Raw genomic sequence first — 20953 nt, forward strand, 5'->3', positions numbered from 1 at the left:
GGTGCCCATGCGTGCGTTCCACCTGATCCTTGCCTTGGCCGCGCTGCTGCTGGCGGCACCCGCCGCCCGCGCCGACGATGCCTTCGCTCAAGCCCTCGGCGCCCTTAATGCCGAATCCTATGCCGACAAGATCGCTGCCGCCGAAGCCCTGGCCGCCCTGGGCGACGGCCGTGCCGCGCAAGTCCTCGACGCCTTGGCCGATGGCCGCCTGATGGTCGCCGCCGATGGCGCCATCCTGATCGACCAGGGCGGCAGCTATGCCGACCCGATCAGCGGCAAGATCGTCACCGCCCAAGCCGAGGCCATCACCGTCAACAACCGTCTGCGGAGCGTGGCGCGAGCCGCCGCCGGACGGCTGGCCCTGTTCAGCCCCGACGCCGCCGCCCGCAAAGCGGCGGTGGAAGCGATCATGAATTCCCCCGGCCCCGAGGCCGCCGACATGGTGCGTGCCGCGCTCGCCAAGGAGACCGATGACAGCGTCAAGGCGGCCATGATCACCGCCCTGGCCAGCCTGGACCTGACCAGCCCCGATCCCGCCCGCCGGCTGGACGCGGTCAAGCAATTGGCCGATTCGTCCGACCCGTCGGTGCGCAGCCAGATCGAGACCCTGCTGCAAACGGAAACCGATACCAGCGTGCGGCAGGTGGCGGAGAAAAGCCTGGCTTCCATCCAATTCCGCGTCACCTTGATGGGCTTCGTCGCCAATCTGTTTCAGGGCCTGAGCTTAGGCAGCGTTCTGCTGCTGGCCGCCATCGGCCTAGCCGTCACCTTCGGCGTCATGGGCGTCATCAACATGGCCCATGGCGAGATGATCATGCTGGGCGCCTATACCACCTTCGCCGTGCAGCAGCTGTTCCGCGCCTTGCTGCCACCCGATCTGGTCGACCTTTATCTGGTCGCCGCCATCCCCGCCGCCTTCGTCGTCACCGCCTTGGTCGGCATGGGGCTGGAGCGGGGTGTGATCCGTTTCCTCTATGGCCGTCCGCTGGAAACCATGCTGGCCACCTGGGGCATCTCTTTGGTGCTGCAACAGGTGGTGCGCCAAATTTTCGGCGCCACCAACATGGAAGTGGCCAACCCCGCCTGGATGACCGGCGGCTGGGAACTGGCCGGCGGCTTCACCCTGACTTACAACCGCGTCATCATCATCTTCTTCTGTCTGGCCGTCCTGGGCGGGCTGGCGGCCTTGCTGCGCTGGTCCAGCTTCGGTTTGCACATGCGCGCGGTGACCCAGAACCGCCCGATGGCGGCGGCCATGGGCATCCCCACCGGCCGCGTCGATGCGCTCACCTTCGGCCTGGGTTCGGGCATCGCCGGCATCGCCGGCGTGGCGCTGTCGCAAATCGGCAATGTCAGCCCCAATCTGGGCCAGGCCTATATCGTCGATTCGTTCATGGTCGTGGTCTTCGGCGGCGTCGGCAGCCTGTGGGGCACCCTGGTCGGCGCGGTTACCTTAGGCGTGGTCAACAAGTTCCTGGAACCCTATGCCGGAGCCATGCTGGGCAAGATCCTGGTGCTGGTCTTCATCATCCTGTTCATCCAAAAGCGTCCGCGCGGCCTGTTCGCGCTCAAGGGCCGCTCGGTGGAATCGTAAAGGGGCGCCTGAGATGCATGCCATGTTGAACCCCGCCCAGCGCGGTTTCTGGATCGGCTTTATGGCCTTGGGGGCCTTGTTCCTGCTGGTCATTCCGGGGCTGAACCTGTTGGTCCCCGTAGAATCCGCCCTGCATGTGCCCAATTACATGGTCACCTTGATCGGCAAGTATCTGTGCTACGCCATCCTGGCCATGGCCATGAATCTGGTATGGGGCTATTGCGGCGTGCTGTCCCTGGGCCACGGCGCCTTTTTCGCCCTGGGCGGCTATGCCATGGGCATGTACATGATGCGGGCCATCGGCACCCGTGGGTCATACGGCAATGCTGAATTGCCCGATTTCATGGTGTTCCTGAACTGGAAGGAATTGCCGTGGTTCTGGATGGGCTTCGACAATTTCGCCTTCGCCCTGTTGATGGTGATGGTCATTCCGGGCGTGCTCGCCTTCGTCTTCGGCTGGCTGGCCTTTCGCTCGCGCATCAACGGCGTTTACCTGTCCATCGTCACCCAGGCCATGACCTATGCCCTGATGCTGGCGTTTTTCCGCAACGAAATGGGCTTCGGCGGCAATAACGGCCTGACCGATTTCAAGGACATCCTCGGCTTCGACCTGTCGCAGTCCTCGACCAAGCTGGGACTTTACTGGCTGACCGCCCTGCTGTTGGGCGCCACCTTCCTGGTGGTCCGTTTCATCGCCGCGTCCAAGCTGGGCCGGGTGATGATGGCGGTGCGCGACGCCGAAAGCCGGGTGCGCTTCCTGGGCTATTCGGTCACCGGGGTCAAGCTGTTCGCCTTCACCGTCTCGGCGGTGCTGGCCGGCATCGCCGGCGCGCTCTACGTGCCCCAGGTCGGCATCATCAACCCGTCAGAATTTTCCCCCGCCAATTCCATCGAAATCGCCATCTGGGTGGCGGTGGGCGGGCGCGGCACCTTGTTGGGGCCGGTCTTGGGCGCCTTCGCCGTCAACGGCGCCAAGACCTGGCTGACCGGTGCGGCGCCGGAATTGTGGCTGTTCGCCCTGGGCGCGCTGTTCATCATCGTCACCCTGGCCCTGCCCAAGGGGCTGGTCGGATTGTGGGCCGATTTGCGCACGCGCATGGCCAAGGAGAACGCCCATGACTGACGACATGCTGATGGACGAACCGCGCGGCCCCGGCATGGCCACCCCCGGTTCCATCTTGTACGTGGACAGCGTCACCGTCAGCTTCGACGGCTTCCGCGCGCTGAACGAATTATCGCTGATCATCGAGCCGGGCGAGTTGCGCACCATCATCGGCCCCAACGGCGCCGGCAAGACCACCATGATGGACGTCATCACCGGCAAGACCCGCCCCGACAAGGGCGACGTGTTGTTCGACGGCGGTGTCGACCTGACCCGGCTGACCGAGGACCAGATCGCCAATCTGGGCATCGGCCGCAAGTTCCAGAAGCCCACGGTGTTCGAGCATCTGAGCGTGTTCGAGAATCTGGAACTGGCGCTGAAATGTCAGCGCGACACCCTGTCCACCTTGTTGTTCCGCTTAAACGGCGAACAGCGCGACCGCATCGATCAGGTGCTGGGCACCATCGGCCTAGCCGACAAGGTGAGGATGCTGGCGGGCGCGCTGTCGCACGGGCAAAAGCAATGGCTGGAAATCGGCATGCTGCTGATGCAGGACCAACGCCTGCTGTTGCTGGACGAACCGGTGGCCGGCATGACCGATGCCGAGACCGAGGCCACCGCCGCCTTGATTCTGGAGCTGCATAAAGACCCGCATCATTCGCTGGTGGTGGTCGAACACGACATGGAATTCGTCCGTGCCCTGGGGGCGCGGGTGACGGTGCTGCACGAAGGGTCGGTGCTGGCCGAGGGCTCGCTGGATGCGGTCCAGGCCAATGCCAAGGTCGTCGAAGTCTATCTGGGGCGCTGATCATGCTGATGGTGGAAAACATCGATCTCTATTACGGCGCCAGCCATGCCTTGCGCGGCGTATCGTTGCAGGCGGCCAAGGGCCGGGTCACCTGCGTGCTGGGCCGCAACGGCGTCGGTAAGACCAGCCTGATGCGGGCGATCATGGGCCAGCAGGCGGTCAGAAGCGGCGTGGTCCAGTGGGAAGGCGCCGACATCACCACCCTGCCCGCCTATGAACGGGCCAGGGCCGGCATCGGCTTCGTCCCCCAGGGCCGCGAGATTTTCGCCCGCCTGACCGTGCGCGAGAACCTGGAAACCGGCTTCGCCCCGCTGAAACGGGCCGAGCGCACCATTCCCGCCGAAATCTACGAGCTGTTCCCGGTACTGGCCGACATGCACAGCCGTCGCGGCGGCGATCTGTCGGGCGGCCAGCAGCAGCAATTGGCCATCGCCCGCGCCCTGGTCACCCGTCCGCGCCTGCTGATCCTGGACGAACCGACCGAGGGCATCCAGCCGTCGATCATCAAGGATATCGGTCGGGTCATCCGCCTGCTGGCGGAAAACAAGATCAAGGCCTTCGGCGAAATGGCCATCGTCCTGGTCGAACAATATTTCGACTTCGCCAAGGAACTGGCCGACGATTACGCTGTCATGGACCGGGGCGAGGTGATCCTGGCCGGCGCAACCGCACAGATGGTCGAGGCCGATGTCCGTAAGCATCTTACCGTCTGACCCCGAACTGACCCGCATGCATGGTCGGGCCGAGTTGGGCTTCGTCCATGTGGACGGGGCCGACCGGCTGGCGCATCTGTACCAGCGCGCCCCCTTGCGCGTGCTGTTCCCCGACCCGCCAGCGGACGAGCCGCCGCAGGCCGCCCTGGTCACCACCTCGGGCGGGCTGGCCGGCGGCGATGTGCTGGAATTGTCCGTCCATACCGGCCCGCGCGCCCGCGCCCTGGTGGTGGGCAGCGCCGCCGAGAAAATCTATCGCTCCACCGGCGCCGACACGGTGATGGATGTGCATCTGACCATCGACGCCGCCGCCCGGCTGGAATATCTGCCACAAGAAACCATCCTGTTCGACGGCGCCCGACTGCGCCGTACCACCCGCATTGACGCGGCAGCCGACGCCCGCGTATTGGTCGGTGAGATGCTGGTGTTCGGGCGGACGGCAAAGGGCGAGCGCCTGCATACCGGCCTGCTGCGCGAAGCCTGGGAAATCCGCCGCGCCGGACGGCTGGTCTGGGCCGATGCCCTGCATATGGACACGGACCTGCGCGCGCTTCTTGATGCCGCCGCCTGCTTTGACGGGGCGGTGGCCGCAGCCTCCTTGGTGTTGCTGACCGATGATGCGACCGATCTGCGTGACCGCATCCGCACGGATCACGCCGATTATGCCGGGCGCTTCGGTGCCGGCATCATCAATGGCGTGCTGGTGGCGCGCTGGCTCGACCGCGACGCCCAATCCTTGCGCGCGGCCTTCGGCCAGACCTGGAAAACATTACGGCACCAGGCGCTGGGCCTGCCGGCCCACTTACCGCGTCTGTGGGATATTTGAGGGGAGCGACAACAATGAACCTGAGCCCAAGGGAAAAGGACAAGCTGCTGGTGGCCATGGCCGCCATGGTGGCGCGGCGGCGGCTGGAGCGGGGCGTCAAACTCAACTACCCGGAAGCGGTGGCGTTGATCACCGATTTCGTCGTTGAAGGGGCGCGCGACGGTCGCCCGGTGGCCGATCTGATGGCGGCGGGGGCAAGCGTGCTGACCCGGGCCCAGGTCATGGACGGCATCCCTGAGATGATCCACGAAATCCAGGTGGAAGCCACCTTCCCCGACGGTACCAAGCTGGTGACCGTCCACAACCCCATCCGCTAGGGGGCGGCCATGATCCCAGGTGAAATCATCACCCAGCCGGGTAGTATCGACCTCAATGCCGGACGTTCGACCCTTACGGTCGAAGTGGCCAATACCGGCGACCGCCCGATCCAGGTGGGCAGTCATTACCATTTCTTTGAAACCAACGCCGCCTTGTCGTTCGACCGGGCCAAGACCAAGGGCTATCGCCTGGACATCCCCGCCGGCACCGCCACCCGGTTCGAGCCGGGCCAGACCCGTAAGGTGACCCTGGTCGCCTATGCCGGCACCGGCGAGGTGTGGGGCTTCAACGGTTTGGTCAACGGCAAGCTGGGGGGCTGACAGCATGGCTTACAAAATCGAGCGCAAGGCCTATGCCGCCATGTTCGGGCCGACCATCGGCGACCGCGTGCGCCTGGGCGACACCAACCTTTTGATCGAGGTGGAGCAGGATTTCACCATCTATGGCGAGGAAGTCAAATTCGGCGGCGGCAAGGTCATCCGCGACGGCATGGGCCAGTCGCAGGCGTCGCGCGCCCAAGGGGCGGTGGACACCGTCATCACCAACGCCCTGATCCTCGACCATTGGGGCATCGTCAAGGCCGATATCGGCCTGAAGGACGGGCGCATCCATGCCATCGGCAAGGCCGGCAACCCCGATATCCAGCCCGGCGTCACCATCATCGTCGGACCGGGGACCGAGGTGATCGCCGGTGAAGGCCGCATCGTCACCGCCGGCGGCATCGACGCCCACATCCATTTCATCTGCCCGCAACAGGCCGACGACGCGCTTTATTCCGGCGTGACCACGCTTCTGGGCGGCGGCACCGGCCCGGCGGAAGGCACCAACGCCACCACCTGCACTCCCGGCCCCTGGCATCTGGGCCGCATGCTGCAAGCCGCCGAAGGCCTGCCGGTCAATATCGGCTTTTTCGGCAAGGGCAACGCCACCCAGCCGCAAGCCCTGGTGGAGATGATCGAAGGCGGCGCCTGCGGCCTGAAGCTGCATGAAGACTGGGGCACCACGCCTGCGGCCATCGATGCCTGCCTGTCGGTGGCGGACGAATACGACGTGCAGGTGGCCATCCACACCGACACCTTGAACGAATCGGGCTTCGTCGAAAACACCGTCGCCGCCTTCAAGGGCCGTACCATCCACGCCTTCCACACCGAAGGCGCCGGCGGCGGCCATGCCCCCGACATCCTCAAGCTGTGCGGTGTGGACAACGTGTTGCCGTCGTCGACCAACCCGACCATGCCATTCACCATCAACACGGTGGACGAGCATCTGGACATGCTGATGGTCTGCCATCACCTGGATGCCCGCATCGCCGAGGACGTGGCCTTCGCCGAAAGCCGCATTCGGCGTGAAACCATCGCCGCCGAGGATATCCTGCACGATATGGGCGCCATGAGCATGATGAGCTCGGACAGCCAGGCCATGGGCCGCATCGGCGAGGTCATCACCCGCACCTGGCAGACCGCCCACAAGATGAAGGCGCAGCGGGGCAACCTGCCCGGCGAAAACGGCAACGACAACACCCGCGCCAAACGCTACATCGCCAAATACACCATCAACCCGGCCATCACCCATGGCATCGCTGCTCATGTGGGCAGCGTCGAGGTGGGCAAGCTGGCCGATCTGGTCATTTGGAAGCCGGCCTTTTTCGGCGTCAAACCCGATCTGGTGCTGAAATGCGGCTCTATCGCCGCCGCCCTGATGGGCGACCCCAATGCCAGCATCCCGACACCGCAGCCGGTGCATTACCGCCCCATGTTCGCCGGTTTCGGCCGCGCCCTTCAGGCCAGTTCGGTGACCTTCGTCAGTCAGGCGGCGACGCAACGGGACATCGGCCGCCGGCTGGGCCTCAACCGTGCCCTATTGGCGGTGACCGGCACTCGCGGCTTGGGCAAGTCGGCCATGATCCACAACAATGCCTGCCCGGATATCCAGGTCGACCCGGAAACCTATGAGGTGCGCGCCGACGGTGAATTGCTGACCTGCGAACCGGCGGCGGAACTGCCGTTGGCACAACGGTATTTCCTGTTCTGATGACCCGCGCCGTCGCCCTACACCCTGCCGGCACATGGCCCCGATCGACGGAAGCCGGCACCGTCACCCTGGCCGCCGCCGACCGCCACCGCCGCCGGGTCATGCTGACCGGCGACGACGGCGCCCCCTTCCTGCTGGATTTGCCGCGTGCCCAACAGATGAAGGATGGCGACGGGCTGGAACTGGACATCGGCGGCTTCATCCGGGTGGTGGCGGCGCCCGAGGAGGTGATCGATATTTCCTGCCGTACCGAGGCGGAACTGGCCCGCATCTCCTGGCATATCGGCAACCGCCATGTGCCGGTGCAGATCTTGCCCAATCGGGTCTTGCGGGTGGGCATGGACCACGTACTGATGACCCTGCTGGACGGCCAAGGCGTGCAGGCGTGGCGACGGCGGGCGCCGTTTCAGCCGGAACCGGGGGCCTATGACCCGCATGGCCTGATCGACGCCCCCGCACCCGTGGTGCGGCGGGCATGAACGCCCTGTTGCGCCTGATGACTTGGTTGTCGCCGGCCTTTCCGGTGGGCGGCTTCAGCTATTCACACGGTCTGGAGCGGGCGGTGGAAGCCGGGCTGGTCACCGATCGAGACAGTCTGATCCGATGGGTGGAAACCGTTCTGCGTCATGGTTCTGGGCGGGCCGATGCTGGCTTGCTGCTGGAAGCCATGCGCGCCCATGCTGACACCGAGCGCCTGGACCGCTTGGTGGACCTGGCCGATGCCCTGCGCGGCTCGGCGGAACTGGCGCTGGAATCCTCGGCGCAAGGCACCGCCTTTGTCGCCACCATCGCCGCCGCCTGGCCCGATCCCTGGCTGGACCAATGGCGCGTCCGGTTGAAACAGAGGAACCGGCAGCCGGCCTATGCGGTGGCGGTGGGCGTTATCGCCGCCCGCACTGAAATCGCCGAGACGGACGCTTTGCTGGCCACCTTGCAGGCTTTCGCTGCCACTTTGGTCTCGGCGGCCATCCGGCTGGTGCCCCTGGGCCAGACCGACGGGCAGAAGGCCATGGCGGCGCTGGAACCGGTGATCGAACAGGCCGTACACTTGGCCCTAACCCGTCCGTTTTGCGATCTGGGCAGCGCCACCGCCATGGTCGATTGGTGCAGCCTGACCCACGAAACCCAATATACGAGGTTGTTCAGATCATGAGCGCATTTCGCGTCGGCATCGGCGGGCCGGTGGGCTCGGGCAAGACCGCCCTGACCCTGGCCCTGTGCCTGCATTTTCGCGATCATTACGACATCGCCGCCATCACCAACGACGTTTACACCCGTGAGGATTGCGAGTTCCTGACCAGGAACGGGGCGCTGCCGCCCGACCGCATCCTGGGGGTGGAAACCGGCGGCTGCCCGCATACCGCCATCCGCGAGGACGCCTCCATCAATCTGGCGGCGGTGGATGAAATGCACGACCGCCATCCCGGTCTGGAATTGCTGCTGATCGAATCGGGCGGCGACAATTTGACCGCCACCTTCAGCCCGGAACTGGCCGACATCACCCTTTACGTCATCGACGTGGCGGCAGGCGACAAGCTGCCCAGGAAGGGCGGCCCCGGCATCACCCGCTCTGACCTGCTGATCATCAACAAGACCGATCTGGCACCGCTGGTCGGCGCCAGCCTGGAGGTGATGGACCGCGACAGCCGCAAGATGCGGGGCGAGCGGCCCTTCGTCTTTTCCAACATGAAGACCGGCGCCGGTCTGGCCGAGATCGCCGCCTTCATCGTCAAGGCCGGGGGATTACGGACTACACCGACCGCGTGAACCCGTTGGTGATCGGGTAACGGCGGTCCTTACCGAAGGAGCGTCCGGTGATCTTGACGCCGGGGGGCGCTTGGCGGCGCTTGTATTCGGCCCGGTCCAGCATGCGCCAGATCCGGCGCACCATGGCGTCGTCATAGCCTTTGGCCGCCGTCGCCTCGACACTCAACTCGCCTTCGATCAGACAGGACAGGATGCCGTCCAGCACGTCATAAGGCGGCAAGGTGTCCTGATCCGTCTGGTCCGGCTTCAGTTCCGCCGAGGGCGGCTTGGTGATGACCCGCTCGGGCATCACCGGACCGTTGGGACCAAGGGCGCCGGCGGGGAAATTGCCGTTACGCCAACGGCAGACGGCGAAGACCGCCGTTTTATAGACGTCCTTCAGCACCGCATAGCCGCCACACATGTCACCGTAAAGGGTGGCATAGCCGGTGCTCATCTCCGACTTGTTGCCAGTGGACAGCACCATGGGGCCGAACTTGTTGGACAGCGCCATCAAGGTCACACCACGGGCCCGCGATTGCAGGTTTTCCTCGGTGATGTCGGCATTGGTGCCGGCGAAATGCGGCGCCAGCATGTGGTCGAAGGCGCCCATGGCCGGGCCGATATTGATATTGTCCAAACGGCAGCCCAGCATGGCGGCCACACCCGCCGCGTCGTCCAGGCTTTCCTGGCTGGTATAAGGCGACGGCATCATCACGCACCACACCTTGTCGGCGCCGAGGGCATCGGCGGCCACCGCCGCCGCCAGGGCCGAATCGATGCCACCCGACAACCCCAGCACCACGCCGGGAAAGCCGTTCTTGCCGACATAATCACGCAGGCCCAGGACCATGGCCTGATACAGATCCTCGTCGCGTTCCGGTATGGGGGCGATGGGGCCGGCGACGCTCCAAGTACCGTCCTGCTTATGCCAGCGGGTGGTGACCACCTGCTCGGCCCAGGCGGGCAGCCGGACCGTGACCTCACCCTTGGCATCCAGCGCGAACGAGGCGCCGTCGAACACCAATTCGTCCTGACCGCCCAACTGGTTGACGTAAATCAGCGGCAGGCCGGTTTCCGCCACCCGTTCCTTGGCCCGGGACAGACGCACGCCCACCTTGTCCAGCTCGAACGGCGAGCCGTTGGGCACCACCAGGATTTCGGCGCCGCATTCGGCCAGGGTCTCGGCCACGTCCGAATACCACATGTCCTCGCACACCAGCACGCCCAGGCGCACGCCCCGGAACTGGATGGGGCCGGGCACCGGACCGGGGGCGAAGACGCGGGCTTCGTCGAAGACGCCGTAATTGGGCAGGTGATGCTTCAACCGGCTGGCGGCGACGCGGCCATGGTCCAACAGCAGGGCGGCGTTGTGCAGACGTCCCGCCACCCGCCACGGCGCGCCGACCAGGATGGCCGGGCCGGTATCGGCGGTATCGGCGGCCAAGTCTTCCACCGCCTGTTCGATGGCATCGAGAAAGGCCGATTTCAGCACCAGATCCTCGGGCGGATAGCCCGACACCACCAGCTCGGGGAACACCACCAATTGGGCGCCGTCGGCAGCGGCCTGGGCCCGGGCGGCGCGGATGCGGGCGACATTGCCGGCGACGTCGCCGACCACCGGATTGATCTGGGCAAAAGCAATGGACAAGCTGTCGGACATGGAAACGCACCCGTGAAAAACCCAAGCGGCGAGCCTATGGCCCGGTGCCGGATGTGTCAATTCCTGCTAATCTTCATGGATAAACAGGAGGACGGTCATGAGCAGCAACGAAGCCCCTGCCGGCGCCAAGGCCTGCGAAGCCATCGCCAACACCATGATCGGCCATTTCACCACCCGCCTGGAAGTCGAGGCGGCCAAGCGCGGCGCCCTGTCCGCCGCCGATATCCGCCAATTGGCGGAAAGCTTCATGGAAATCGAGTTCACCCGTTTCCAATCCACCTATCGGCGGTCCTACGACACCTGCTCGGCCACGCGCGAGGCCAAGCAATGGGAAAGCACGCGCAAACGCCCGTTCGACCGCGTGTTGATGAAGTCGTTCGCCCATCTGTTCCCGCCGCGCCAGGGCGACGACGGCGGCCAGGGGCTGTTGTCGCGCCGGGTCATTCCTGGCTTCAACCTGGCCATCGACAAGATGATCGGCCCCGCCCTTTACGAGCAATGCCAGCGCAAATCCCAGGCCATCCTGGACCGCCACCGGGCCAACAGCGGCCATGACTGGGACGCCATCCACGCCGACCCGGAAACCCACGCCTTGACCAACGACGTGTTGATCGTGGTCGCCCATTACTTCGCCAATTTCCAGCGCCGGCGCGAATGGTTTTTGGCCCTGGTCAATTCCCATCTGGCCAAGGCCGGACCAGAAGCCGCCGATACCCATTGGCAACTGACCGAACACGGCTTCGCCGAGTTGATGCGCGCCTTGTTCGCCGATCTGCGAGCTGCCCTGATCGCCTCGCCCCTGGTCTTGCGTCGCCGCTACGGCGACCACACGGTGGAAACGGTGGAAGCGTTCCTGCAACGGCTGGAACGGGAATGATGGCCCGTGCCGTCTGCGGCGATGCCGTCACGGGTACAAGCAACCAGCCGTAACACGGATAAACACGGATGCCGCTGCGCGGCTACACGGATAGACACGGATTTTCGGATGGCCGCTGGCGCGGATCAGAACGGAAAGCGGAAATAGGCGCCGGCGGCGGCAAAGCCCAATATCGCCCCCAGCAGCACCAGCCCCAGAGCAACCCCGATCTTCCAGCCGGCACCGGGACCGATGATGGCCTGGGCCATTTCGGGGGCATCGGTCCAACCGGGCTCGGGCGATTCCCCCGGCTCGGGGATGGCCAGCTTCGACCGCCGGCCGTTCAGCTCCGCCGACCACACCGCCAGCTTGTCGGCGGCGGTTTCGTGTTCCAGCGCTTCGGCCAGCCGGGCATCCTCGGGGGCGCCGCTCATGTGCAGGACACGGGTCAGCAGCAATTGCGCCAGCCGCAGATAGGCACGCGACGGCGGCGATTGCGGCGCCATGGACACCACCGGCAAGTCGCGCGCCGCCGCCTCGATCACCACGTTGTCGCGTGGCACCAGCACCGGCATCACCCGCGGGCCGAATTCGGCGATGATGTCCTCGGTCAGGCGCTGGGTCAGCGGCCCGTCCTCGGTCATGTTCAGCACGATGTTGATGGTGTGCAGATCGTGGTTATAGCTGGAGCGCACCCGGTTGACGTTCCACCACGCCTTGTGCAGGCCATCCAAGGCATGCGGGCTGGGCATCACCGGCATCACCACCACGTCGGCGGCGACCAGGGCGTTGACCGAGACGATACCCGGCGCCGGCGGACAGTCGATGACCAGGATATCAACGTTGGCGGGCAGCTTTTCCAGCGCCTTGCCCAGAATGCCCTGACATTCCGGCTGTAACGCCAGTTCGATGTCGGCCCAGGCCAATTCATCCGAGCCGCCGATCAAACGCAAATTCTCGTAATCGGTCTTCTTCAGGCATTCATCCGCCGGGGCACGCCCGGTCAGCAATTGATAGGCCCCGGTCGAGATAGGCGGCGTCACCCCCACATTGGTGGTGGCGTTGCTTTGGCTGTCCAGGTCCAGCAGCACCACCCGCTTGCCCAAGGCGGCCATGCACACCGCCAGGTTGACGCTGGTGGTGGTCTTGCCGACACCGCCTTTCTGATTGAAGACGGTGATGATGGTCGGCTTGGCGGCGGGCTTGCCGACGGGGTTGTCGGTCGACTGGTCGGCGGCTTCTTGTTCGGCCATAAAGACTGCGTCCCCAAGACATGCGATGGCAGCACAATACAATCCCAAACCAGACTGGGAAATACTCCAGATAGGAAAAAACCCTGTTGGCGGTGAGATTGGTTACACATATACTGCCGCGCCATGACCAAGCCGTATTTTGAAATCATCCGCCTGATCGAACGCCTGCACCGTCACTTCCTCGACGTGCTGCGGTCGGAACTGCGCCGCTTGGGCATCGAGGACATCAACGCCGTCCAGGCCTTGCTGTTGTACAATATCGGCGAGAACGAGGTGGTGATCCGCGACCTCAAGGATCGCGGCTATTACCAGGGCTCGAACGTGTCCTACAACATCAAGGCGCTGACGGAATACGGCTACCTGACCCAGGAACGCTCGGCCCACGACCGCCGCTCGGTACGGCTGAAGCTGACCGACAAGGGGCTGGACCTGTGCAACGCCGTACGCACCTTGCAAGACGACCTGTCGGCGGTGTTCGGCGACGAGGATTCGGCCAAGGCCCTGCAAGGCACCGTCGACACCATGCTGCGGCTGGAACGCACCTGGGGCGATTTCGTCCATTACGGTCGCCCGCGCGTCGTCTGATGCGCCCCTGAAATCAGCGTCTGTTTTCACCGTCGCCTTTGCAAGGCGGGCGGTTTTTTGCCATAACCCCCACTCTTCGTCCGCGCGCCAGCAAGAACCGAGGCCCGATCATGTCCATTTCGCGTTATTCCCGCCCCCAGATGTCGGCCATCTGGGATGCCGCCAACAAATTCCGCATCTGGTACCAGATCGAGGCCCATGCCTGCGACGCCCTGGCCGAGATCGGGGTGATCCCCAAGGATTCGGCCAAGACCGTGTGGGAAAAGGGCGACCTGCCCTATACCCCCGAGCGCATCGCCCGCATCGACGCCATCGAGGCCGAGACCAAGCATGACGTCATCGCCTTCCTGACCGAACTGGCCGAACATATCGGCGCCGAATCGCGCTTCGTCCACCAGGGCATGACCTCGTCCGACGTGCTCGACACCTGCCTGAACGTGCAGTTGACCCAGGCCGCCGACATCCTGCTGGCCGACCTGGACGGCCTGCTGGCGGCGCTGGAACGCCGGGCCTTCGAGTTCAAGGATCTGGTGTGCATGGGCCGCAGCCACGGCATCCATGCCGAGCCGGTGACCATCGGCCTGAAATTCGCCGGCTTCCACGCCGAGTTCCAGCGCAACAAGACCCGCCTGCTGGCGGCGCGGGCCGATATCGCCACCTGCGCCATTTCCGGCGCGGTCGGCACCTTCGCCAATATCGACCCCCGGGTCGAGGAACACGTGGCGGCCAAGCTGGGCCTGGCGCCCGAGCCGTTGTCGACCCAGGTGATCCCGCGCGACCGCCATGCCCAGTTCTTCGCCACGCTGGGCACCATCGCCAGCTCGATCGAGCGCGTCGCCGTGGAAATTCGCCACATGCAGCGCACCGAAGTGCGCGAAGCCGAGGAATTTTTCTCGCCCGGGCAAAAGGGCAGCTCGGCCATGCCGCACAAGCGCAACCCGGTGCTGACCGAAAACCTGACCGGTCTGGCCCGCATGGTGCGCGGCTATGTGGTGCCGGCCATGGAAAACGTGGCGCTGTGGCACGAACGCGACATCTCGCATTCGTCGGTGGAACGCTATATCGGCCCCGATGCCACCATCACCCTGGATTTCGCCCTGGCGCGTCTGACCAACGTCATCGACAAGCTGGTGGTCTACCCCGACGTGGTCGAGCGCAACCTCAACCAGTTGGGCGGCCTGATCTTCAGCCAGCGTGTGCTGCTGGCCCTGACCCAGGCTGGTGTCAGCCGCGAGGATGCCTATCGTCTGGTCCAGCGCAACGCCATGAAGGTGTGGGACGCCGCCGGCGAAGGCCGCGAAACCAAGGGCATGTTCCTGGCCAATTTGAAGGCCGATGCCGATGTGGCCAAGGCGGTCAACGCCCAGCAGGTGGAAGACATGTTCGACCTGCGCTATCACACCAAGCACGTAGACACCATCTTCCGCCGCGTCTTCGGACGGGCGTAAAAACAAAAAGACCCGCCGGAGATCACTCCGGCGGGTCTTGACCTTTTCAGCGGCTGAAGAAACTCAGCGCTTCAATTCGGCGGTCAACTGGGCGGCGGCCAAGTCGCGGCAGCGATCCACTTCCTTCTTGAACAGGCGATCCTCGATCTGGACGCCCTTTTCCGCCAGATCGCGGGCGACCTTGTGGGTGGCATCATGGTCGGGTTCGGTGAACTCGGCATCGACCACGGTCAGGGCATAGGCCTTGGCGGCATCGCCGGTGATGCCCATCTGTTCCGCAGCCCACAGGCCAAGCAGCTTGTCACGGCGCACATTCACCTTGAACTGCATTTCCTGATCAAGCTTGAACTTGGCTTCGAAAGCCTTTTCGCGATCGTCGAAGGTGGTCATGACAGGCGACTTCCCTTGATGCCCCACTTACTTTGGAAGTGGTTGTCGTTTGAATCCTTTGCCAGAGCGGCGAACGTGTTATAGCCGTCATTTCTTCGCCCCGAAACCGGATTTTCGCATGTGCACCTTGGTTTTGTCACGCCGCCCCGGTCATGACTGGCCGATCCTGATCGCCGCCAATCGCGATGAAATGGCCGGACGCCCCTGGAAAGCCCCGGCCCGCCACTGGCCCGACCGCCCGGAAGTGACCGCCGGCCTGGATGAGTTGGCGCAAGGATCGTGGCTGGGGATGAACGACCATGGCGTTGTCGCCGCCATCTTGAACCGGGTCGGCACCCTTGGTCCGGCCCCAGGCAAACGGTCGCGCGGCGAATTGGTGCTGGACGCCCTCGACCACGCCGATGCCGATCAGGCGGCCCAGGCGTTGGCCGATCTGGACGGACGGGCATGGCGCCCCTTCAACATGATCGTCGCCGACAACCGCGACGCTTTCTGGGCCAAATCCGACGGCACCGGATTGGTCCACATCAACACCATTCCCCCCGGCCTGCACATGATCTCGGCCATGGACCTGGACGACAGCGCCAGCCCGCGTCTGGCCGCCTATCTGCCCCGCTTCCGTGCCGCCCCCCTGCCCGACCCCGACCATGGCGACTGGCAGGCCTGGCAGGCGCTGATGGCCGATGGCGGCGCAGGCTCGGACACCGAGGAAACCGCCGCCATGTGCTTCCTGCGCCCCAGCGGCTTCGGCACCGTGTCGTCGTCGCTGATCGCCCTGCCCGGCATGAACAGCGAACAAAAACCCTTGTGGCTGTTCGCTCCGGGACCACCGGACAAAAGTTTATATTCGATAACTTAGACGTTCGTATTATGTTGTTATGCACAGGCCATTGGTGTTAGCCATCCTGCGCTAGTGGGACAAGCAATCGGGAAAATCCTTCTGATGAACATTCGCACACAGATCGTTGCTGGTCTGACCATTGTTGTTGCCGTGTTCGCCACGACCAGCTGGTTGAACAGCCGTGCCGTCAACGCGCAAAAGCCGCTGCTGACCGAGATCAGTCAGCGCGCCGACACGGTGTCCAAGCAATCGATCAAATTGTACGCGGCCATCAAGGATATGAACCTGCAAGTGGCGCAGGTTCAGCAATTTCTCAGCGACATCTCGGCCACCCGCGCCCAGGACGGGCTGAATGACGGCTTCGACAAGGCGGAAGAAGCGGCCCAGGGCTTCGCCGAAGCCATGAGCCAAGCCCGAGCCGCCGCGCAAAGCCTGAAACTGGACGACATCCTGGAATCGCTGGACAAGGCGGACCAAGCCTTCGACCCCTATTATCAAACCGGCCAGATCATGGCCAAGGAATACATCCGCGGCGGCGCCGAAGCCGGCAACAAGCTGATGGGCGATTTCGACGAAGCCGCCGAGAGGATGCATCAGCGCCTGGACAACGTGGCCGAACTGGTCGAGCAGGAAACCAACAATTCCCTAACCGGGCTGACCCTGGCGGCGGAGCGGGTCGAACAGGGCAACGACAAGGTTGCCAACACCCTGGCCATCGCCGGCGGCATCGGCCTGACCCTGGCCATCCTGATCGGCGGCACCCTGGCTTGGCAATTGGCGCGATTGTTCAATCTGCTCAGCCATGACGTGCAGGCGGTGGTCGAGGAACGCCACGACCAGCACCTGAACTTGCAAGAAAGCCGCCGCGACGAATTCGGCCCCATCGCCCGCGCCCTGGCCCAGTTCCGCTCCAACGCGTTGAAATTGCTGGCCATGCAGGCCGAGCAGGCGAAGCAGGCTGAATTGGCCGAGCAAACCCGCCGCCAATCGCTGCTGGACATGGCCGATACAGTCGAGGTGGAAACCGCCCAGGCGGTGGAAAACGTCGCCCGCGAAACTGTGCAGATGCGCGATCTGGCCACCGATATGGCCCATTCCGCCCATCAGGTGGGAGAAAACAGCCAAGGTGTCGCCGCCGCCGCCGAACAGGCCTTGCGCAACGCCCAGGCGGTGGCCGGTGCCGCCGAGGAATTGTCGGCTTCGATCCGCGAGATCGGCAGCCAGGCCAATATGTCCACCCAGGTGGTGGCCGGCATCGTCCAATCGGCGCGGGAAAGCGCCGACACCGTGCACAAGCTTTCCGACGCCATGTCCCGCATCGGCGACGTGGCCAAGCTGATCAATGCCATCGCCGAACAGACCAATCTGTTGTCGCTCAACGCCACCATCGAGGCGGCCCGCGCCGGCGAGGCCGGCAAGGGCTTCGCCGTGGTCGCGCACGAGATCAAGGGCCTGGCCACCCAGACCGCCCGCTCGACCGAGGAAATCAGCCGCGAGGTTGGCGCCCTGCAAGCCATCGGCCGTCAGGTCACCCAGGCCATCGGCAACATCACCACCACCATCGAGGAAATCAGCGCCATCGCCAATTCCATCGCCGCGGCGGTGGAACAGCAGGACGCCGCCACCCAGGAAATCGTCCGCAACGTGGTGCAGACCAGCCACGCCGCCGAAGAAGTGGCCGAACGCATCGCCACCGTCGCCTCGGAAGCGCAAACCACCGGGCAATCCGCCGAACTGGTCCAGCACCAGTTGGAAAGCATCGCCGTGCGGGTACGCGAGTTGAAAGGCAGCCTCAATCAAGTGGTCCGCACCGCCACACCGGAAGTGGATCGCCGCCAGACACCGCGCATCGCCTATGGTGAAACAGCGGAAATCAGGGTCGGCGACACCACCATGGCCGTGCGCATGGCCGATCTGTCGCTGTGCGGCGGTCGTATGCTGGACGTTCCCGACCTGCCCGGCGGCAATGACGGCAGCCTGCGGATTTCCGGTCTTCCGGGCACTCTCAACTTCCACATCATCGAACACGGCACGTCCGGCATGCGCATCAGCTTCGACGATTCCAGCCCGGAAGCGGCACAGCTTGCCCACTTCATCGCCGAGCGGCACCGGAGCAATCGTAACGCGGCATGACGGGCCAATTGTTTCGCCCCCTCATCCCTGCTATACCAAACCCGTGAGCACGGGGCCGAAACGGCCCCGCGCTTGTTGTTTCCCCGGCGCCAGCCGCACCAGGCCGCGCCTCATCGATCCGGAAGTTTCCCATGGCTCGACGCAGACAGATTTATGAAGGCAAGGCTAAGGTTCTTTTCGAAGGACCGGAACCGGGCACCCTGGTTCAGTACTTCAAGGATGATGCCACCGCCTTCAATAACAAGAAGAAGGGCACCATCACCGGCAAGGGCGTGCTGAACAACCGGATCAGCGAATACCTGATGATCAAGCTGGGCGAGATCGGCATCCCGACCCACTTCGTTCGTCGCCTTAACATGCGCGAGCAATTGGTGCGCGAAGTCGAGATCATCCCGCTGGAAGTGGTGGTCCGCAACATCTCCGCCGGTTCGCTGGCTCAGCGCTTCGGCCTGTCGGAAGGCACGCCGCTGCCGCGTTCCATCGTCGAGTACTACTTCAAGTCCGACGCCCTGGGCGACCCCATGGTCGCCGAGGAACACATCACCGCCTTCGGCTGGGCCACCACCCAGGACATCGATGAACTGATGTCCATGTCGCTGCGCGTCAACGACTTCCTCACCGGCCTGTTCCTGGGCGTTGGCATTCGTCTGGTCGATTTCAAGCTGGAGTTCGGTCGCCTTTACAATGGCGACGACATGCAGATCGTCCTGGCCGACGAGATCAGCCCCGACAATTGCCGTCTGTGGGATCTGAAGACCGGCGAAAAGATGGACAAGGACCGTTTCCGCCGCGATCTCGGCAACGTCGAAGACGCCTATCAGGAAGTGGCGCGCCGCTTGGGCATTCTGCCCGAGGGTGGCCCGCGCGACCTGAAGGGCCCGGAAACCATGCAATAAGCCTACACAAGGAATATTCCCGTGAAAGCTAAGGTTCATATCACTTTGAAGAACGGCGTTCTCGACCCCCAGGGCAAGGCAGTGCAGCACGCGCTGGGCTCGCTGGGCTTCGGCGGCGTCAACGACGTCCGTCAGGGCAAGTACATCGAACTGGATCTGGCCGAAACCGATCCGGCCAAGGCGCGCGAAGCGGCCGAGCAGATGTGCAAGCAGCTTCTGGCCAATACCGTGATCGAGAATTACAGCATCGAGCTGGTCTGACACGGTTGAGCTGAAAAAAAGCCGGAGCGGCACAGGCCCTCCGGCTTTTTTATTGTCTGCTCCAGAGCCATCGCGGGCGGACAAAACCAGCCACAACAAAGCACGCCTACAGCCGTCCCAGCACCATCCACCACAGCGCATCCAACGGCAGCAGAATCACCACCGAAACGCCCGCCGTCAGCAGGCACATGCGGACGAATTCGTGATAGGGCACGCCCGAGACCGGAACCGCCGCCATCAACGGCGGCACCTGATGCGGCAACAAGATGGTGGACAGGCCCGGCACCTGCAACATGGCGACGCTGTCGATGGAAAAGCCCGAGCGCGCCGCCAGGGTGCCGGCCATGGGCACCAGCACCGCCGGCACGCCGGGGGCCGTGGTCAACACGCCCAACAGCATGGGCAGGATCACCAGCACCGCCCAGTCGTGCAGATGGCCGTCGCCCGACAACGGCATCCAGCCCAGGATGGCTTCCGCCATCCACGCCCCCAGGCCCAGATGGTTGGCCACCGCCCCCAGGCCGATGACCGCGCCCACATGGAAGATCATGGACATGTTGAGTTTGCGCATGGCATCGGCGCCCAGCACGCCGAAACGCGGATACAGGCACAATACCGCCCCGGCCAGGGCGACCCAGGCCGGCGATATATGATGCCAGGAATCGGTCACCCACAGGCTCACCGCCAGCAGTAGCACTGCGGCAAGACGGCGCTCTCCCTTGCTCAATGGTCCCGGCGCGGCGGCTCCGGCTCCGACCAGCGGCCCCGGCGGTTCGGCATAAAGCAGGCTGACCAGCGCCCACACCGCCAGCGCCCGCCCCACCCCCAGCACCGGGAAATGGACGATGAAGAACTCGACGAAGGTGAAGCTGTGGCCGGTCAGCTTTTCCAGCGTGCCGGCCAACACCATGTTGGGAACATTGGACGGCAGCACCGAGAAGGCCGGCAGAAAGGTGCCGAAGGCAGCGGCCAGCATCAGGCCGGAATAGCCGCGCGAGCCGGGATGATAGCCCAGATGCACCGCCAGGGGGGCGACGATGCCCAACAGCATGATGATGCGACCGGTCGCCGACGGCATGAAAAAGATGGCCGCCAGCCCCAGACCGACCACCACCGCCACCAGTCGGGGGTAAGACAATCCTTCCAATCCGCGCGCCAACCCGGCCATGCGCTTGCCCAGACCGGTTTCATCCATGGCCAGGCCCAGGACCAGTCCGGCCAGAACCAGCCACAAGGCCGATGACGTGAAGCCGGACAGCACCACTTCCGGCGGGGCCAGCTTGAACAACAGCAGGACGGCGAAAAAGCCCAGCGCGGTGACGTGGTCGGGCAGAAAACCACCCGACCACAGACCGATGGTCACCAGCAAAATGGGCAAGCCCCAGCCCGCCGCGCCGCCGCCTGCCGGCTGCATGATCAGCGCCACCAGGGCGGCGACGATCAGGCCAGCGCCCAGAATCTTGGGCAAGGTCCGGGCGTTGACTTTCAT

22 protein-coding genes are annotated in these 20953 nt (G+C 64.5%); 18 read left to right on the forward strand and 4 right to left on the reverse strand.

Annotated elements, in window-relative coordinates:
• The first annotated feature begins 7 nt into the window (after nucleotides 1–7).
• From urtB to ureG, 11 genes are read left to right on the forward strand one after another with little or no spacing between them, the layout of a single operon-like run.
• Nucleotides 8–1594, forward strand: a complete 1587-nt coding sequence (gene urtB, locus MGMSRV2_RS10040; protein WP_024080243.1) for an urea ABC transporter permease subunit UrtB — start codon at nucleotides 8–10, stop codon at nucleotides 1592–1594.
• A 22-nt stretch (nucleotides 1595–1616) separates the two neighbouring features.
• Entirely contained in the window at nucleotides 1617–2717 is a 1101-nt protein-coding gene (urtC, locus tag MGMSRV2_RS10045) for an urea ABC transporter permease subunit UrtC (RefSeq protein WP_041634335.1), read from the forward strand.
• Entirely contained in the window at nucleotides 2710–3504 is a 795-nt protein-coding gene (gene urtD, locus MGMSRV2_RS10050; RefSeq protein ID WP_024080245.1) for an urea ABC transporter ATP-binding protein UrtD, read from the forward strand. The genes urtC and urtD overlap by 8 nt, the downstream gene beginning before the upstream one ends.
• A gap of 2 nt (nucleotides 3505–3506) precedes the next feature.
• Nucleotides 3507–4217 (forward strand): urea ABC transporter ATP-binding subunit UrtE, encoded by a 711-nt coding sequence (gene urtE / locus MGMSRV2_RS10055; protein ID WP_024080246.1) that lies wholly within the window; start codon nucleotides 3507–3509, stop codon nucleotides 4215–4217.
• Nucleotides 4192–5043 carry an urease accessory protein UreD gene (locus MGMSRV2_RS10060; RefSeq protein ID WP_024080247.1) on the forward strand — a complete coding sequence of 284 codons (852 nt, stop codon included), beginning with the start codon at nucleotides 4192–4194 and terminating at the stop codon, nucleotides 5041–5043. Before urtE ends, MGMSRV2_RS10060 begins: the two co-directional genes overlap by 26 nt.
• Before the next feature lie 14 nt (nucleotides 5044–5057).
• Entirely contained in the window at nucleotides 5058–5360 is a 303-nt protein-coding gene (locus tag MGMSRV2_RS10065) for an urease subunit gamma (protein WP_024080248.1), read from the forward strand.
• A 9-nt stretch (nucleotides 5361–5369) separates the two neighbouring features.
• Nucleotides 5370–5681 (forward strand): urease subunit beta, encoded by a 312-nt coding sequence (locus tag MGMSRV2_RS10070; RefSeq protein WP_024080249.1) that lies wholly within the window; start codon nucleotides 5370–5372, stop codon nucleotides 5679–5681.
• A 4-nt stretch (nucleotides 5682–5685) separates the two neighbouring features.
• Entirely contained in the window at nucleotides 5686–7392 is a 1707-nt protein-coding gene (gene ureC / locus MGMSRV2_RS10075; RefSeq protein ID WP_024080250.1) for an urease subunit alpha, read from the forward strand.
• Nucleotides 7392–7871 (forward strand): urease accessory protein UreE, encoded by a 480-nt coding sequence (locus MGMSRV2_RS10080; protein ID WP_024080251.1) that lies wholly within the window; start codon nucleotides 7392–7394, stop codon nucleotides 7869–7871. Before ureC ends, MGMSRV2_RS10080 begins: the two co-directional genes overlap by 1 nt.
• Complete coding sequence (locus tag MGMSRV2_RS10085; protein ID WP_024080252.1) at nucleotides 7868–8545, forward strand: urease accessory protein UreF; 678 nt, start codon at nucleotides 7868–7870, stop codon at nucleotides 8543–8545. The genes MGMSRV2_RS10080 and MGMSRV2_RS10085 overlap by 4 nt, the downstream gene beginning before the upstream one ends.
• Nucleotides 8542–9159, forward strand: coding sequence for an urease accessory protein UreG (gene ureG / locus MGMSRV2_RS10090; RefSeq protein WP_024080253.1), 618 nt, complete (start codon nucleotides 8542–8544; stop codon nucleotides 9157–9159). Before MGMSRV2_RS10085 ends, ureG begins: the two co-directional genes overlap by 4 nt.
• Here the strand turns inward: ureG and MGMSRV2_RS10095 are convergent.
• Nucleotides 9143–10801, reverse strand: coding sequence for an NAD+ synthase (locus MGMSRV2_RS10095; protein ID WP_024080254.1), 1659 nt, complete (start codon nucleotides 10799–10801; stop codon nucleotides 9143–9145). The genes ureG and MGMSRV2_RS10095 overlap by 17 nt on opposite strands.
• A gap of 97 nt (nucleotides 10802–10898) precedes the next feature.
• Between MGMSRV2_RS10095 and MGMSRV2_RS10100 the strand changes: the two genes are divergently transcribed.
• The gene (locus tag MGMSRV2_RS10100; protein ID WP_024080255.1) at nucleotides 10899–11678 is read left to right on the forward strand and encodes a hypothetical protein; all 780 of its coding nucleotides are present in this window, start codon (nucleotides 10899–10901) and stop codon (nucleotides 11676–11678) included.
• Between the two features lie 125 nt (nucleotides 11679–11803).
• On the opposite strand, the gene MGMSRV2_RS10105 is transcribed toward MGMSRV2_RS10100, so the two are convergent.
• Nucleotides 11804–12910 (reverse strand): ParA family protein, encoded by a 1107-nt coding sequence (locus tag MGMSRV2_RS10105; protein ID WP_024080256.1) that lies wholly within the window; start codon nucleotides 12908–12910, stop codon nucleotides 11804–11806.
• A gap of 123 nt (nucleotides 12911–13033) precedes the next feature.
• Here MGMSRV2_RS10105 and MGMSRV2_RS10110 point away from each other — a divergent pair, with 123 nt between their 5' ends.
• Nucleotides 13034–13495, forward strand: a complete 462-nt coding sequence (locus MGMSRV2_RS10110) for a helix-turn-helix domain-containing protein (protein ID WP_024080257.1) — start codon at nucleotides 13034–13036, stop codon at nucleotides 13493–13495.
• A gap of 110 nt (nucleotides 13496–13605) precedes the next feature.
• Entirely contained in the window at nucleotides 13606–14943 is a 1338-nt protein-coding gene (purB, locus tag MGMSRV2_RS10115; protein ID WP_024080258.1) for an adenylosuccinate lyase, read from the forward strand.
• A gap of 63 nt (nucleotides 14944–15006) precedes the next feature.
• On the opposite strand, the gene MGMSRV2_RS10120 is transcribed toward purB, so the two are convergent.
• Entirely contained in the window at nucleotides 15007–15333 is a 327-nt protein-coding gene (locus MGMSRV2_RS10120) for a DUF1476 domain-containing protein (protein WP_024080259.1), read from the reverse strand.
• Nucleotides 15334–15451: 118 nt separating this feature from the next.
• Here MGMSRV2_RS10120 and MGMSRV2_RS10125 point away from each other — a divergent pair, with 118 nt between their 5' ends.
• The 4 genes from MGMSRV2_RS10125 to purS all read left to right on the forward strand — a co-directional run bounded on the left by MGMSRV2_RS10125 (nucleotide 15452) and on the right by purS (nucleotide 19464).
• Nucleotides 15452–16192: an NRDE family protein gene (locus tag MGMSRV2_RS10125; RefSeq protein WP_024080260.1), complete on the forward strand. Its 741-nt coding sequence runs from the start codon at nucleotides 15452–15454 to the stop codon at nucleotides 16190–16192.
• Between the two features lie 84 nt (nucleotides 16193–16276).
• The gene (locus tag MGMSRV2_RS10130; protein ID WP_052588944.1) at nucleotides 16277–18307 is read left to right on the forward strand and encodes a methyl-accepting chemotaxis protein; all 2031 of its coding nucleotides are present in this window, start codon (nucleotides 16277–16279) and stop codon (nucleotides 18305–18307) included.
• Between the two features lie 131 nt (nucleotides 18308–18438).
• Nucleotides 18439–19203, forward strand: coding sequence for a phosphoribosylaminoimidazolesuccinocarboxamide synthase (gene purC / locus MGMSRV2_RS10135; RefSeq protein ID WP_024080262.1), 765 nt, complete (start codon nucleotides 18439–18441; stop codon nucleotides 19201–19203).
• Between the two features lie 21 nt (nucleotides 19204–19224).
• Nucleotides 19225–19464, forward strand: a complete 240-nt coding sequence (gene purS / locus MGMSRV2_RS10140) for a phosphoribosylformylglycinamidine synthase subunit PurS (RefSeq protein ID WP_024080263.1) — start codon at nucleotides 19225–19227, stop codon at nucleotides 19462–19464.
• Nucleotides 19465–19570: 106 nt separating this feature from the next.
• Here purS and MGMSRV2_RS10145 read toward each other — a convergent pair whose 3' ends face one another.
• On the reverse strand, nucleotides 19571–20953 hold the full coding sequence (locus MGMSRV2_RS10145) for an SLC13 family permease (protein WP_024080264.1): 1383 nt from the start codon (nucleotides 20951–20953) through the stop codon (nucleotides 19571–19573).

This window comes from Magnetospirillum gryphiswaldense MSR-1 v2, assembly GCF_000513295.1.
Lineage (GTDB): Bacteria > Pseudomonadota > Alphaproteobacteria > Rhodospirillales > Magnetospirillaceae > Magnetospirillum > Magnetospirillum gryphiswaldense.

Coding starts and splice junctions, on each gene's coding strand:
- MGMSRV2_RS10105 (WP_024080256.1), bottom strand. CDS start 12,910: ATGGCCGAACAAGAAGCCGCCGACCAGTCGACCGACAACCCCGTCGGC.
- MGMSRV2_RS10060 (WP_024080247.1), top strand. CDS start 4,192: ATGTCCGTAAGCATCTTACCGTCTGACCCCGAACTGACCCGCATGCAT.
- MGMSRV2_RS10070 (WP_024080249.1), top strand. CDS start 5,370: ATGATCCCAGGTGAAATCATCACCCAGCCGGGTAGTATCGACCTCAAT.
- urtD (WP_024080245.1), top strand. CDS start 2,710: ATGACTGACGACATGCTGATGGACGAACCGCGCGGCCCCGGCATGGCC.
- MGMSRV2_RS10145 (WP_024080264.1), bottom strand. CDS start 20,953: ATGAAAGTCAACGCCCGGACCTTGCCCAAGATTCTGGGCGCTGGCCTG.
- MGMSRV2_RS10085 (WP_024080252.1), top strand. CDS start 7,868: ATGAACGCCCTGTTGCGCCTGATGACTTGGTTGTCGCCGGCCTTTCCG.
- ureG (WP_024080253.1), top strand. CDS start 8,542: ATGAGCGCATTTCGCGTCGGCATCGGCGGGCCGGTGGGCTCGGGCAAG.
- urtB (WP_024080243.1), top strand. CDS start 8: ATGCGTGCGTTCCACCTGATCCTTGCCTTGGCCGCGCTGCTGCTGGCG.
- MGMSRV2_RS10080 (WP_024080251.1), top strand. CDS start 7,392: ATGACCCGCGCCGTCGCCCTACACCCTGCCGGCACATGGCCCCGATCG.
- MGMSRV2_RS10130 (WP_052588944.1), top strand. CDS start 16,277: ATGAACATTCGCACACAGATCGTTGCTGGTCTGACCATTGTTGTTGCC.
- urtE (WP_024080246.1), top strand. CDS start 3,507: ATGCTGATGGTGGAAAACATCGATCTCTATTACGGCGCCAGCCATGCC.
- urtC (WP_041634335.1), top strand. CDS start 1,617: ATGTTGAACCCCGCCCAGCGCGGTTTCTGGATCGGCTTTATGGCCTTG.
- purB (WP_024080258.1), top strand. CDS start 13,606: ATGTCCATTTCGCGTTATTCCCGCCCCCAGATGTCGGCCATCTGGGAT.
- MGMSRV2_RS10065 (WP_024080248.1), top strand. CDS start 5,058: ATGAACCTGAGCCCAAGGGAAAAGGACAAGCTGCTGGTGGCCATGGCC.
- MGMSRV2_RS10095 (WP_024080254.1), bottom strand. CDS start 10,801: ATGTCCGACAGCTTGTCCATTGCTTTTGCCCAGATCAATCCGGTGGTC.
- purC (WP_024080262.1), top strand. CDS start 18,439: ATGGCTCGACGCAGACAGATTTATGAAGGCAAGGCTAAGGTTCTTTTC.
- MGMSRV2_RS10100 (WP_024080255.1), top strand. CDS start 10,899: ATGAGCAGCAACGAAGCCCCTGCCGGCGCCAAGGCCTGCGAAGCCATC.
- MGMSRV2_RS10125 (WP_024080260.1), top strand. CDS start 15,452: ATGTGCACCTTGGTTTTGTCACGCCGCCCCGGTCATGACTGGCCGATC.
- ureC (WP_024080250.1), top strand. CDS start 5,686: ATGGCTTACAAAATCGAGCGCAAGGCCTATGCCGCCATGTTCGGGCCG.
- MGMSRV2_RS10120 (WP_024080259.1), bottom strand. CDS start 15,333: ATGACCACCTTCGACGATCGCGAAAAGGCTTTCGAAGCCAAGTTCAAG.
- MGMSRV2_RS10110 (WP_024080257.1), top strand. CDS start 13,034: ATGACCAAGCCGTATTTTGAAATCATCCGCCTGATCGAACGCCTGCAC.